Source organism: Citrobacter amalonaticus (genome assembly GCF_018252635.1).
GTDB lineage: Bacteria > Pseudomonadota > Gammaproteobacteria > Enterobacterales > Enterobacteriaceae > Citrobacter_A > Citrobacter_A amalonaticus_E.
Window position 1 is genome coordinate 453,279 of sequence record NZ_JAGTXM010000005.1, and the last position, 13,194, is coordinate 466,472.

13 protein-coding genes are annotated in these 13,194 nt (G+C 50.8%); 12 read left to right on the plus strand and 1 reads right to left on the minus strand.

All coding sequences use genetic code 11. The annotated features are described in order from the left end of the window. Positions 1-6: 6 nt before the first annotated feature. The 3 genes from KE671_RS17600 to KE671_RS17610 all read left to right on the plus strand — a co-directional run bounded on the left by KE671_RS17600 (position 7) and on the right by KE671_RS17610 (position 6,326). Positions 7-207: a YheV family putative zinc ribbon protein gene (locus KE671_RS17600; protein ID WP_042322806.1), complete on the plus strand. Its 201-nt coding sequence runs from the start codon at positions 7-9 to the stop codon at positions 205-207. Between the two features lie 94 nt (positions 208-301). Next, positions 302-898, plus strand: coding sequence for a peptidylprolyl isomerase (gene slyD / locus KE671_RS17605; protein ID WP_206164024.1), 597 nt, complete (start codon positions 302-304; stop codon positions 896-898). A 478-nt stretch (positions 899-1,376) separates the two neighbouring features. Further along, on the plus strand, positions 1,377-6,326 hold the full coding sequence (locus KE671_RS17610; RefSeq protein WP_206164025.1) for an autotransporter outer membrane beta-barrel domain-containing protein: 4,950 nt from the start codon (positions 1,377-1,379) through the stop codon (positions 6,324-6,326). Between the two features lie 95 nt (positions 6,327-6,421). Here the strand turns inward: KE671_RS17610 and KE671_RS17615 are convergent, their stop codons facing one another. After that, positions 6,422-6,640 (minus strand): protein SlyX, encoded by a 219-nt coding sequence (locus KE671_RS17615; RefSeq protein ID WP_024133045.1) that lies wholly within the window; start codon positions 6,638-6,640, stop codon positions 6,422-6,424. A 223-nt stretch (positions 6,641-6,863) separates the two neighbouring features. Here KE671_RS17615 and fkpA point away from each other — a divergent pair, with 223 nt between their 5' ends. The 9 genes from fkpA to KE671_RS17660 all read left to right on the plus strand — a co-directional run. Beyond that, the gene (gene fkpA, locus KE671_RS17620) at positions 6,864-7,688 is read left to right on the plus strand and encodes an FKBP-type peptidyl-prolyl cis-trans isomerase (protein ID WP_206164026.1); all 825 of its coding nucleotides are present in this window, start codon (positions 6,864-6,866) and stop codon (positions 7,686-7,688) included. 166 nt (positions 7,689-7,854) lie between these two features. Beyond that, positions 7,855-8,577, plus strand: coding sequence for a helix-turn-helix transcriptional regulator (locus tag KE671_RS17625; RefSeq protein ID WP_042286247.1), 723 nt, complete (start codon positions 7,855-7,857; stop codon positions 8,575-8,577). After that, on the plus strand, positions 8,577-8,963 hold the full coding sequence (gene tusD / locus KE671_RS17630) for a sulfurtransferase complex subunit TusD (protein WP_206164027.1): 387 nt from the start codon (positions 8,577-8,579) through the stop codon (positions 8,961-8,963). Before KE671_RS17625 ends, tusD begins: the two co-directional genes overlap by 1 nt. Further along, positions 8,963-9,322 carry a sulfurtransferase complex subunit TusC gene (gene tusC / locus KE671_RS17635; protein WP_206164028.1) on the plus strand — a complete coding sequence of 120 codons (360 nt, stop codon included), beginning with the start codon at positions 8,963-8,965 and terminating at the stop codon, positions 9,320-9,322. Before tusD ends, tusC begins: the two co-directional genes overlap by 1 nt. Before the next feature lie 7 nt (positions 9,323-9,329). Beyond that, positions 9,330-9,617 (plus strand): sulfurtransferase complex subunit TusB, encoded by a 288-nt coding sequence (gene tusB / locus KE671_RS17640; RefSeq protein WP_206164029.1) that lies wholly within the window; start codon positions 9,330-9,332, stop codon positions 9,615-9,617. Between the two features lie 125 nt (positions 9,618-9,742). Further along, positions 9,743-10,117, plus strand: a complete 375-nt coding sequence (rpsL, locus tag KE671_RS17645; protein ID WP_000246815.1) for a 30S ribosomal protein S12 — start codon at positions 9,743-9,745, stop codon at positions 10,115-10,117. 96 nt (positions 10,118-10,213) lie between these two features. After that, positions 10,214-10,684, plus strand: a complete 471-nt coding sequence (gene rpsG, locus KE671_RS17650) for a 30S ribosomal protein S7 (RefSeq protein ID WP_042998382.1) — start codon at positions 10,214-10,216, stop codon at positions 10,682-10,684. Positions 10,685-10,780: 96 nt separating this feature from the next. Further along, positions 10,781-12,895, plus strand: a complete 2,115-nt coding sequence (gene fusA / locus KE671_RS17655; protein ID WP_206164030.1) for an elongation factor G — start codon at positions 10,781-10,783, stop codon at positions 12,893-12,895. A gap of 70 nt (positions 12,896-12,965) precedes the next feature. Then, positions 12,966-13,194 (plus strand): GTP-binding protein (locus tag KE671_RS17660; RefSeq protein ID WP_001672630.1); only part of this gene is annotated, 229 nt, incomplete at its 3' end.

A 13,194-nucleotide genomic window follows, 5' to 3' on the forward strand; every position in this document is an offset into this window, starting at 1 on the left:
ATAAGTATGGCAATCCGTAAACGTTTTATTGCAGGGGCGAAATGCCCTTCCTGTCAGGCACAGGATTCTCTGGCAATGTGGCGCGAGAATAATATTGATATTGTTGAATGTGTTAAGTGTGGTCATCAGATGCGCGAAGCGGATAAAGAAGCCCGCGATCACGTTCGCAAAGAAGAGCAAGTGATCGGGATCTTTCATCCGGACTAGCGATATGTCCCGAGTTTTTTTAAGCTAAGGGGTACACAGGTGCAGATTTCAGCTACAATCTGCGCCAGCAATTTTCCCACGCTCAGGAGATATCATGAAAGTAGCAAAAGACCTGGTGGTCAGCCTGGCCTATCAGGTACGTACAGAAGACGGTGTATTGGTTGATGAGTCTCCGGTGAGTGCGCCGCTGGACTACCTGCATGGTCACGGTTCCCTGATCTCTGGTCTGGAAACAGCGCTGGAAGGTCACGCGGTTGGCGATAAATTTGATGTTGCTGTGGGCGCGAACGACGCTTACGGTCAGTATGATGAAAACCTGGTGCAGCGCGTACCTAAAGACGTCTTCATGGGCGTTGACGAACTGCAGGTTGGCATGCGTTTCCTGGCTGAAACTGACCAGGGTCCGGTTCCGGTAGAAATTACCGAAGTGGAAGACGACCACGTTGTGGTTGACGGCAACCACATGCTTGCAGGTCAGAATCTGAAGTTCAACGTTGAAGTTGTGGCGATCCGCGAAGCGACCGAAGAAGAACTGGCTCACGGCCACGTTCACGGTGCGCACGGGCACGACCATGACCACGATCATGACGGCTGCTGCGGCGGTCACGGCCATGATCACGGTCACGAGCACGGCGGCGAAGGCTGCTGTGGCGGTGGCGGTAAAGGCAACGGCGGTTGCGGTTGCCACTAAGCCATTCACCATGCTGATTTGATCGTCAGCGTGAGTGCGCGTTAAAAGGCAGCGATGGCTGCCTTTTTTATTGTCTGATTACGGCTTCTTTTCTTTTAAGACTGAGTGGATATTGGGCCTTAATCCTTCTCTTATTTTGATTCTTTTCCGCAGCATTTTCCCCAGACATCGTGAAGATGATTTAAATCAGCCAGCTATAAAACTATTACGCTGAACGCATTACCTGTGGTTGCGTTCTATTGTGACTGTTTTCTTTCTAAATCATATTCTCTGATAGATTATTGCTTGAGATAAATTCAGACTGTAAATAATAAATGAACGACTAATTAATATTAAGTCGCTAAATAGCATTTTTTGTGTTCGCGTAAAGAATATTAATTGGCATAGGATAGCGTTTGGAAAAACGTATTGTGAATTTCTCATCATATAATTTATTTATAAATATTCTCACAATAAATATCTTCTCAAGGAAGAAATAATGAATAAATGCTATAACATCGTCTGGAATGCTACCCGTAATATGTTTATGGTCGTTGCTGAATTTGTGCGTGGCGGTGGCGGTACTCGACGGCGAATCTGTATTGTGGGAGCAGCGTTAAACCTGACTGTTTCCGGCATTTGCTCCGTTTATGCGGCGGAAATTGGTCCGCAAAGTGGAGCCAGTATTACTATTGAGAATGGCGATACCATTACGTCGACCAGCGGTGGTAAAGGTATTGATAGTTCTGCGGCAGGAGGAACTGGCGTTCAAATTAACGGTAAAACAATTATTAATGTTTCTGGTAATAGTGGTCCCATGACCGGCATTAATCTCGATAATGGCGTAGGTAATCAACTCGGAGATGGAACGGAGGTCAGGGTCAGTGATGGAGACAAATCTGGTGAAGTAAAAGGTATTTTTATTGATAAGAAACAATCTAATACCGGAATAACTGCGAATGGACTCAACATTAATGTGCAAAGTTCTGGGGGCGGTGCGTATGGCTTCCAGGATTTTGGCACTGGGGGAAATACCGACCTGGGGCAGGGCAGTACGATCAGTGTATCCAGCACCAGCAGCAATTATTATGCTTACGGCGTTTATCTGAGCAATAACAGTGGCGGTTTTAAAATGGACGGGGGGACAATCAATGTAACCGCCAGTCAGGGGCCGGCAAGGGGTATTGATAGTTTCGGCAACTCAGGCATCGATTTGGGTAGCGGAACGCAGATCAATGTCTCCAGCGAGTCAAATTCGATCGGTATCGAAGTGGGTGAATCTTATGGGGCTGGCGCCTTAAACGCTAATGCGCTCATGCTCAATGTCTTGAATACCAGAACCGGGTGGGCGGAGGGGATTCGGGTAGGACGTTCCAGCAGTGTAGATTTGGGCAGTGGCAGCCACATTTCGCTTACGGGAAACGCCAACTTTGCTCAGGGTATTACCGCTGAAGATGGCGGTAAATTTACCGCCGATGATTTAGATCTTACGCTCACGACAACTAATACCGCGACGTCAGGGCTCAGCGGACGTGGTATATCCATTGACAGTAACGGAAGCATGGATTTGGGCAGCGGTTCGACCATTACCGTTGCGGGCTTTACGCAAGCTGATGGCATCGATATGAGCAGTAGCAGCGGATCCTTTACTGCCGATCATCTGACCGTTGATGTTACAGGTAATGGGTGGTTCTACGGTATTCAGATGGACGGCGGGAAAATGGATCTCGGCGCAGGTAGTTCCGTTAGTGCAACTGGCAATGCTGAGACCATTTGGATTACCAACGGCCGTTTTACCGCCAGCGAACTGACGGTTAAAACGCAACAGTCAATTGGAATAAACGTCCAGGGCAGTTCCAAAGATGTGACGGCAGATGTGGGGGCGGGAAGCGCGATTGATGGTCGTGTCGTTGGCAAGAACGGAACGACCAGCGGCATCTGCGCGTCGGATTCCGGCATTGGCGGCAACTCAATCGTTAATTTCAATGGTACCGCCGATAATCGCAACACAATTTATGCGGTGAATGGGTATGGCGCTTCCGCTCAGTTTTACGGGCAGAAAGTGAATATGTCGAATACCGATATCATCATGAGCGGTGGGAATAAATCCAGGGGGCTTTGGGCGATTGGCGATAATAACTTGTCTAATCCCGGCATTATTAACGGCGAGAATCTTAAGATAGACATGACCGGCAGCGGCAAAGGAAGTGCAGGCGTCATGGTACAGCAGGGCGGCTCGGTTAACCTGACGGGGGAGACGACCATTCAAACCGATGGCGGTATCGCTATTCGCAATGCCTATATGACATCCAGTAAAGATGGAACGCTATTGCCCGGCGGTACCGTTACTGGCAGCGGTAAAATGGATATTGAGGGTGACATTATCAGTGAAGGCTGGGGAAGCATCGATCTTACTATGGACGCAGGATCGCAGTTTATGGGTAAGACTTCGGTGAATAACGACATTAAAGAGAAAAATGCTAATGCCACTTCTACCCTGAATATGACGCTTGCGGATGATACCCGCTGGATCATTACGGGCGGTTCGTCTTTAACGCAGTTAACCAGTGCCGGTGGCCTGGTATTTCGCTCTGATGATGAAAATGGTGTGTACAGTACCCTGAAGGCAGATGAAATCACGTTGCAGGATACCAGTGAACTGGACGTGGACTATGCCGCTGCCACACAAGCCATGGCAGATGACATCCCGCTGATTATTGCAAATAATATCACGCTGGATGGTGCGCTTAATCTTCATGATGTGGATACGTCCGGCCTTGAGAACCTGACTTCGGACGGGCAACTTGCGCAGCAACAAGTGGTATTAATTGATGCAGCTACGGCGATTAACGGTAACTTCTCCAGCCTGTCGAAGGACGCGTCCGCAATACCGGACTACCTTGCTTTTAGCGGTCAGATCAATCCCGTCGACAATACGCAATACCTTCTGGGCACGGATCTGAGTTGGTATGGAGATAGTTCATCGCCAGCCGCAAGGACGTCCGGTGCGCATGGCACTTTCACGCTGGCGGCGGGAAAACATTTTGAGGTTACCCGCGCGCTGGTGGATGTCGCTCCTGATCCAGAGACTGGCTGGGACGGCAAAACATTGACCAAAAAAGGTGATGGCGCCTTAATTCTGAGTGGAGATAACACCTATAGCGGCGGCACCCGAATTGAAGAGGGCGCAGTTCTTGCCACTAACGCCGATGCGCTGGGCAGTGGCGACATCAGCAACAGCGGCGAGCTTGTGCTTGATACCGATGGCATGGTGAATATTTCGCAAAACATCACGACGAATTCCGGTGGGACGATGCGCATTGAACAGGGCAGCACCGTGACGTTGAATACGCTGACTCAGGAAGAGGGGAGTTCGTTGGATGTGTTTTTAGATCTGTCGTCAACGCAGCCAGTTGTCAGCGCACAACAGGCGAATACAGGCGGTGATTTAAATATCACAGGATTTACCAGCGCACCAGGCTATCAGCATACGGGTACCGTCACGGTGATTGACGCAGCGGAAGATATTACAGGTGATTTTGATACGTTAACCATCGCAGGCGCACCCGCCAGTCAGGTGGATTACATTACTGCTGAAGGGCGGCGAGGCAGAACGGATGCGACCCATTACGACGTTACTCTGGGTCTGACCTGGTATGCTGACAGTTACAATTCGCGAAGACCGGCAGATGGCTCGTTCACGCTCGCTAATGCCGGTCAAAGCTTTACACTTGATGCATCATTGGATGATGTGGCGCCTAATAGCGCCAGCGGCTGGGATGGAAAATCGCTCACGAAACAAGGAGGCGGTACGCTCATCCTGGGGGCTGAAAATACCTATAGCGGAACCACAGCGGTACAAGCGGGTACGCTGTGGCTCAATCCACAGGCATCTATTGGCGCGGCGGGGAGTCAACAACGGATAGCGGTAGCAGAGAGCGCGTCATTTGGCGGTAATAATGCAACGGTCAATGGGCAAGTCGCTAACAGCGGCTCGCTCTATTTTGCTCATACACTGACCATTAATGGTGATGTGACGAATGAGGGGGCTATCGTAAGCGGCAGCGGTGATATTCCGCTTCCGGTTAACAAACTTACCAGCGGCGACGAATCTTATAATACGCTGATGATTAACGGGAATTATTCCGGCAACGGTGGTTCGCTGACCCTTAACACGTACCTTGGCGACGATAACTCCGCTACCGACATGTTGACGATTACCGGTGATACGTCTGGCGATACCACATTATACATCAAGCCTACCGGCGGGAATGGAGCCGCCACCCGTAATGGTATCGAAGTGGTTGACGTTGAGGGCGCGTCCCGCGGAGTGTTTACCCAGGGTAACCAGGTGCAGGCCGGATTGTATGAATACCGTCTGTATCAGGATGAACGTGATGGCGACTGGTATCTGCGCTCGCTGGCCGTGACGCCTCCCGATCCTGATGACGGGGGCGACGATGATGGTGGTGATGTGCCGGTTCCCCCAACGCCGGATAATCCGCAATACCGCCCCGACATTGGCGTGTATATCGGTAACCAGTGGATGGCGCGTAGTCTGCAAATGCAAACGCTTTATGACCGTGAAGGCAGCCAGTATCACTCTGGCGACGGTAGCGTCTGGGCGCGTTTTAAGGCGGGTAAAGCTGAGTCCGGGGCCGTCAATGGCAATGTGGACATCGACAACAACTATTCGCAGTTCCAGTTAGGCGGCGATATTCTTGCCTGGAACAACTCTCAACAGAGTTTCACTGTCGGCCTGATGGGAAGCTATATCAACGCCAATACTGACAGTACTGGCAATCGTGGTGCGGACGGTAGTCGTTTCTCCGCATCCGGCAATGTCGACGGTTATAATCTGGGGCTTTACGCCACCTGGTTTGCCGATGCGCAAAACCACACTGGAATGTATCTGGATAGCTGGTATCAGTACGGTATCTACAATAACAGCGTGGATAACGGTGATGTTGGATCGGAGAATTATGATTCCAGAGCTAACGCGCTTTCTCTGGAAACGGGCTATCGGTACGATATCGCGTTGCAAAATCACAACAGCCTGAGTCTGACCCCGCAGGCTCAGGCCATCTGGCAAGAATACCGTGCGGACAGTGTCACTGATAACAGCGGCACCCATATTGGCGATCAAAACAGCAGCAGCTGGACGACCCGGTTAGGCCTGCGCATAGATGGCCGCTTGTATAAGGATCCACATTCACAGATTCAGCCGTTTGCGGAGCTTAACTGGCTGCACACCAACGATGATGTTGCGGTTGCGTTCGATGACGCACGTGTCGGGCAGGAACTTCCTGCCGATCGCGGCGAGCTAAAAATGGGTATTCAGGCGAATATCAACACGCAGTGGAGCGTGCGCGCCCAGGTTACCGGGCAGAAAGGTCGCGATGGTTATGATGATTTGAGCGGTAGTCTTAATCTGCGTTATAGCTGGTGATCGCGATATGCAGCGCGTGTCCGGGGCGCGCTGCATGGTATTAAGTGTTTAAAACTGAAATGCCATTCGACAAGGATCCGTGAGAATGGCGTTTTTTAATAATGAGGCGGTGGCGTCTCTTCCGCCTGCGAGGCGATGTTGGAAGGCTGACTCGCTTTGAGTTTTTCCGTCAACAGACGCAAATGATCGCGCAGTTTGGCCATTTCCATTTCATGGGCTGTTACCGTTGCGTTGAGCTCCTCAATGGTGATTTCCTGAAAAGCCAGGCGGCTTTCCAGCTCTGCCAGTCGGGCTTCCATCGTTGTATCTTGCATGATTCACCTCATTGATTGTCTCGGTTTGCGGCGGATTCTACTGAACTTTATCCGAATACACAGCCCTGATTACGTCTTATCGAAACTAATTTAAACAAAAAGAGTCTCAAAAGTAGCGATAATCAGGCATGTCCGTATGTTGATTTGTTCGACAACGCTTTATAGTACGCTTCTCAAGTAAAAGTTAACCATGGGGTGAGATGCCCCGGCCCTGGAGATATGGATGAAATCACTGTTTAAAGTCACGCTGCTGGCGACCACGATGGCCGTTGCTCTGCATGCTCCGATCACCTTTGCTGCGGAAGCGGCGAAACCAGCTGCTACTGCCGACAGTAAAGCTGCGTTCAAAAATGACGACCAGAAATCGGCGTATGCGCTGGGCGCGTCGCTGGGCCGCTATATGGAAAACTCCCTGAAAGAGCAGGAAAAGCTGGGCATCAAACTGGACAAAGACCAGTTGATCGCCGGCGTTCAGGATGCGTTTGCGGATAAGAGCAAACTGTCTGACCAGGAAATCGAGCAGACCCTGCAGGCTTTTGAAGCACGCGTGAAAGCCTCCGCTCAGGCGAAGATGGAAAAAGACGCGGCGGACAACGAAGCTAAAGGCAAAGCGTTCCGCGCCAAGTTTGCGAAAGAGAAAGATGTGAAGACCTCTTCAACGGGCCTGCTCTACAAAGTTGAGAAAGCCGGTACGGGCGATGCGCCGAAAGACAGCGACACTGTGGTGGTGAACTACAAAGGCACGCTGATCGACGGTAAAGAGTTTGATAACTCCTACACCCGTGGCGAACCGCTCTCTTTCCGTCTGGACGGTGTGATCCCTGGCTGGACTGAAGGACTGAAGAACATTAAGAAAGGCGGCAAGATTCAGCTGGTCATCCCACCGGAACTGGCTTACGGTAAAACCGGCGTTCCGGGGATCCCGGCTAACTCCACGCTGGTATTCGACGTAGAACTGCTGGATATCAAACCGGCACCGAAGGCGGATGCTAAGCCAGAAGCGGCAGCAGAGGCTGACGCAAAAGCAGCAGATGCTGCTAAAAAATAAAAACTGAGAACCGCCGCCGAACAGAGCGGCGGTTTTTTTTGTGCAGGCCGGATATAATTAATAGTGGAAAGTGGAAGCACCACTGTATTAATTTAATCATCCACAAAATTAATGAGCCTGCCCTGAAAACATAACGACAGGCTCCTGAAAAGGAGTGTTTTTTTTCATGTCCAGGTCGCTTTTAACCAACGAAACCAGTGAGCTTGATTTACTGGATCAACGTCCTTTCGATCAAACCGACTTTGATATTCTGAAATCCTACGAAGCGGTGGTGGACGGGTTAGCGATGCTCATTGGTTCCCACTGTGAAATTGTATTGCACTCTTTGCAGGATTTGAAATGTTCCGCCATTCGCATTGCCAACGGCGAACATACGGGACGCAAAATCGGTTCACCGATTACTGACCTTGCGTTGCGGATGCTGCACGATATGACCGGTGCAGATAGCAGCGTCTCTAAATGCTACTTTACCCGTGCGAAAAGCGGCGTTCTGATGAAGTCAGTGACGATTGCCATTCGCAATCGCGAGCATCGCGTAATTGGTCTGCTGTGCATCAACATGAACCTTGATGTCCCGTTCTCGCAGATCATGAATACCTTTATTCCTCCGGAGACCCCGGAAGTGGGATCGTCTGTTAACTTCGCCTCTTCCGTGGAAGATCTGGTGACGCAGACGCTGGAGTTCACCATTGAAGAGGTGAACGCCGATCGTAATGTTTCTAATAATGCCAAGAACCGCCAGATCGTCCTGAATCTGTATGAGAAAGGTATCTTCGATATTAAGGACGCCATCAACCAGGTTGCCGATCGACTGAACATCTCCAAGCACACCGTGTACCTCTATATTCGCCAGTTCAAGAGCGGCGACTTCCAGGGGCAAGATAAGTAATGCGTTTTGCCATTGTGGTTACTGGTCCGGCGTATGGTACCCAGCAGGCGAGCAGCGCATTGCAGTTTGCTCAGGCGTTGATTGAAGAAGGCCATACGTTAAGCAGCGTCTTTTTCTATCGGGAAGGGGTCTATAACGCCAACCAGTTGACCTCTCCGGCCAGTGATGAATTTGATTTGGTACGGGCCTGGCAACAAATGCATACACAGCATGGCGTTGAGCTGAACATTTGTGTGGCAGCAGCACTGCGTCGCGGTGTGGTAGATGACACAGAAGCGGGCCGACTGGGGCTGGCGTCTGCCAATCTGCAACCGGGTTTTACCCTCAGCGGACTGGGTGCGCTGGCGCAAGCTTCACTGACCTGCGATCGCGTGGTGCAGTTCTGATGAAACGTATTGCCTTTGTTTTTTCCACAATGCCACACGGGAGTGCATCGGGCCGGGAAGGGCTGGACGCGCTGTTGGCGACGTCGGCGTTAACCGAAGAGATCGGTGTCTTCTTTATTGGTGATGGCGTCTTTCAGATCCTTCAGGGACAAAAGCCGGGTGTCATTCTGGCCCGCGACTATATTGCGACCTTCAAACTGCTGGGGCTGTACGATATCGAACAATGCTGGTTATGCGCCGCCTCGCTGCGCGAGCGTGGACTCGAAGAAGGGGCACGTTTTGTCGTTGAGGCGACGCTGCTGGAGCCAGAAGCGCTGCGCCGCGAACTGGGCAACTACGATGTCATCCTGAGATTCTGAGGTTTTCATGCTGCATACTTTACACCGCTCCGCGTGGCACTCTGATTTCTCAGCAATCCTGCGTCTGCTCGCAGAAGGTGATGAACTTTTGTTGCTCCAGGATGGCGTTACCGCCGCAATTGAAGGCTGTCGCTTCCTTGAAAGCCTGCAAAACACCCCCATAACGGTATACGCACTGAAAGAAGACATTGAAGCTCGCGGTTTGGGTGGTCAAATTTCAGACAGTGTCGTCAGGGTTGACTATACTGACTTCGTCAGACTTACGGTTAAGCATACCAGCCAGATGGCCTGGTGATTGTGTGATCGTTGTATATTTCTTGACACCTTTTCGACACCGCCCTAAAATTCGGCGTCCTCATATTGTATGAGGTCGTTTTATTACGTGTTTACGAAGCAAAAGCTAAAACCAGGAGCTATTTAATGGCAACAGTTAACCAGCTGGTACGCAAACCACGCGCTCGCAAAGTTGCAAAAAGCAACGTGCCTGCGCTGGAAGCATGCCCGCAAAAACGTGGTGTATGTACTCGCGTATATACTACCACTCCTAAAAAACCGAACTCCGCACTGCGTAAAGTATGCCGTGTTCGTTTGACTAACGGTTTCGAAGTGACTTCCTACATCGGTGGTGAAGGTCACAACCTGCAGGAGCACTCCGTGATCCTGATCCGTGGCGGTCGTGTTAAAGACCTCCCGGGTGTTCGTTACCACACCGTACGCGGTGCGCTTGACTGCTCCGGCGTTAAAGACCGTAAGCAAGCTCGCTCCAAGTATGGCGTGAAGCGTCCTAAGGCTTAATGGTTCTCCGTTAAGTAAGGCCAAACGTTTTAACTTAAATGTCAAACTAAACTCGTAGAGTTTTGGACAATCCTGAATTAACAACGGAGTATTTCCATGCCACGTCGTCGCGTCATTGGTCAGCGTAAAATTCTGCCGGATCCGAAGTTCGGATCAGAACTGCTGGCTAAATTTGTAAATATCCTGATGGTAGATGGTAAAAAATCTACTGCCGAAACAATCGTATACAGCGCGCTGGAGACCCTGGCTCAGCGTTCTGGTAAATCTGAACTGGAAGCTTTCGAAGTAGCTCTCGAAAACGTGCGCCCGACTGTCGAAGTTAAGTCTCGCCGCGTTGGTGGTTCTACTTATCAGGTACCAGTTGAAGTCCGTCCGGTTCGTCGTAATGCTCTGGCAATGCGTTGGATCGTTGAAGCTGCTCGTAAACGCGGTGATAAATCCATGGCTCTGCGCCTGGCGAACGAACTTTCTGATGCTGCAGAAAACAAAGGTACTGCAGTTAAGAAACGTGAAGACGTTCACCGTATGGCAGAAGCCAACAAGGCGTTCGCACACTACCGTTGGTAATCCCTTCGGAGTTTTAGTCACCAGGCGGGCGCTTCCAGTAAGCAGCCCGCTTTGGGCTACTTAAATTGAACGCCTAAAAGATAAACGAGGAATCAAATGGCTCGTACAACACCCATCGCACGCTACCGTAACATCGGTATCAGTGCGCACATCGACGCCGGTAAAACCACTACTACCGAACGTATTCTGTTCTACACCGGTGTAAACCATAAAATCGGTGAAGTTCATGACGGCGCAGCCACCATGGACTGGATGGAGCAGGAGCAGGAACGTGGTATTACTATCACTTCCGCAGCGACTACTGCATTCTGGTCTGGTATGGCTAAGCAGTATGAACCGCATCGCGTAAATATCATCGACACCCCGGGGCACGTTGACTTCACTATCGAAGTAGAACGTTCCATGCGTGTTCTTGATGGTGCGGTAATGGTTTACTGCGCAGTTGGTGGTGTTCAGCCGCAGTCTGAAACCGTATGGCGTCAGGCAAATAAATATAAAGTTCCGCGCATTGCGTTCGTTAACAAAATGGACCGTATGGGTGCGAACTTCCTGAAAGTTGTTGGTCAGATCAAAACCCGTCTGGGCGCGAACCCGGTTCCGCTGCAGTTGGCGATTGGCGCTGAAGAAGCGTTCACCGGTGTTGTTGACCTGGTGAAAATGAAAGCCATCAACTGGAACGAAGCAGATGCAGGCGTTACCTTCACTTACGAAGATATCCCGGCTGACATGCAGGATCTGGCTGACGAATGGCACCAGAACCTGATCGAGTCCGCTGCGGAAGCTTCTGAAGAGCTGATGGAGAAATACCTGGGTGGTGAAGAACTGACTGAAGAAGAGATCAAAAAAGCTCTGCGTCAGCGCGTTCTGAATAACGAAATCATCCTGGTAACCTGTGGTTCTGCATTTAAGAACAAAGGTGTTCAGGCGATGCTGGATGCGGTAATTGATTACCTGCCATCCCCGGTTGACGTACCTGCGATCAACGGTATCCTGGACGACGGTAAAGACACGCCTGCTGAACGTCACGCGAGCGACGAAGAGCCTTTCTCTGCACTGGCATTCAAAATCGCTACCGACCCGTTTGTGGGTAACCTGACCTTCTTCCGTGTGTACTCCGGTGTGGTTAACTCTGGTGATACCGTACTGAACTCCGTGAAAGCGGCTCGTGAGCGTTTCGGTCGTATCGTACAGATGCACGCTAACAAACGTGAAGAGATCAAAGAAGTCCGTGCGGGCGACATCGCTGCTGCGATCGGTCTGAAAGACGTAACTACGGGTGACACTCTGTGTGATCCGGATGCGCCGATCATTCTGGAGCGTATGGAATTCCCTGAGCCGGTAATCTCCATCGCCGTAGAACCGAAAACCAAAGCTGACCAGGAAAAAATGGGTCTGGCTCTGGGCCGTCTGGCTAAAGAAGACCCGTCATTCCGCGTATGGACTGACGAAGAATCTAACCAGACCATTATCGCCGGTATGGGTGAACTGCACCTCGACATCATCGTTGACCGTATGAAGCGTGAATTCAACGTTGAAGCGAACGTCGGTAAACCTCAGGTTGCTTACCGCGAAGCGATTCGTGCGAAAGTTACCGATATCGAAGGTAAACACGCCAAGCAGTCTGGTGGTCGCGGTCAGTATGGTCATGTTGTTATCGACATGTACCCGCTGGAGCCGGGTTCAAACCCGAAAGGCTACGAGTTCATCAACGACATTAAAGGTGGTGTAATCCCTGGCGAATACATCCCGGCCGTTGATAAAGGTATCCAGGAGCAGCTGAAAGCCGGTCCGCTGGCAGGTTACCCGGTTGTTGATATGGGTGTTCGTCTGCACTTCGGTTCTTACCATGACGTTGACTCCTCTGAACTGGCGTTTAAACTGGCTGCGTCTATTGCCTTTAAAGAAGGCTTTAAGAAAGCTAAACCAGTTCTGCTTGAGCCAATCATGAAGGTTGAGGTAGAAACGCCGGAAGAAAACACCGGTGATGTTATCGGTGACTTGAGCCGTCGTCGCGGTATGCTGCGCGGTCAGGAATCCGAAGTCACTGGCGTTAAGATCCACGCTGAAGTTCCGCTGTCTGAAATGTTCGGATATGCAACTCAGCTGCGTTCTCTGACCAAAGGTCGTGCATCGTACACTATGGAATTCCTGAAGTATGATGATGCACCGAACAACGTTGCTCAGGCCGTAATCGAAGCCCGTGGTAAATAATCCACAGGATTAAAACCTAAGTCCCGTGCTCTCTCCACAAGGGGAGAGCGCTATAGTAAGGAATATAGCCGTGTCTAAAGAAAAATTTGAACGTACAAAACCGCACGTTAACGTCGGCACCATCGGCCACGTTGACCACGGTAAAACTACCCTGACCGCTGCCATCACTACCGTACTGGCTAAAACCTACGGCGGTGCTGCTCGCGCATTCGATCAGATCGATAACGCGCCGGAAGAAAAAGCTCGTGGTATCACCATCAACACCTCTCACGTTGAATATGACACCCCGACTCGCCACT

Bases quoted from the DNA above. Each gene is read 5' to 3' on its own strand.
- tusB (WP_206164029.1), top strand. From the start codon at position 9,330: ATGCTGCATACTTTACACCGCTCCGCGTGGCACTCTGATTTCTCAGCA.
- tusD (WP_206164027.1), top strand. From the start codon at position 8,577: ATGCGTTTTGCCATTGTGGTTACTGGTCCGGCGTATGGTACCCAGCAG.
- rpsL (WP_000246815.1), top strand. From the start codon at position 9,743: ATGGCAACAGTTAACCAGCTGGTACGCAAACCACGCGCTCGCAAAGTT.
- KE671_RS17615 (WP_024133045.1), bottom strand. From the start codon at position 6,640: ATGCAAGATACAACGATGGAAGCCCGACTGGCAGAGCTGGAAAGCCGC.
- KE671_RS17610 (WP_206164025.1), top strand. From the start codon at position 1,377: ATGAATAAATGCTATAACATCGTCTGGAATGCTACCCGTAATATGTTT.
- tusC (WP_206164028.1), top strand. From the start codon at position 8,963: ATGAAACGTATTGCCTTTGTTTTTTCCACAATGCCACACGGGAGTGCA.
- fkpA (WP_206164026.1), top strand. From the start codon at position 6,864: ATGAAATCACTGTTTAAAGTCACGCTGCTGGCGACCACGATGGCCGTT.
- slyD (WP_206164024.1), top strand. From the start codon at position 302: ATGAAAGTAGCAAAAGACCTGGTGGTCAGCCTGGCCTATCAGGTACGT.
- rpsG (WP_042998382.1), top strand. From the start codon at position 10,214: ATGCCACGTCGTCGCGTCATTGGTCAGCGTAAAATTCTGCCGGATCCG.
- KE671_RS17625 (WP_042286247.1), top strand. From the start codon at position 7,855: ATGTCCAGGTCGCTTTTAACCAACGAAACCAGTGAGCTTGATTTACTG.
- fusA (WP_206164030.1), top strand. From the start codon at position 10,781: ATGGCTCGTACAACACCCATCGCACGCTACCGTAACATCGGTATCAGT.
- KE671_RS17600 (WP_042322806.1), top strand. From the start codon at position 7: ATGGCAATCCGTAAACGTTTTATTGCAGGGGCGAAATGCCCTTCCTGT.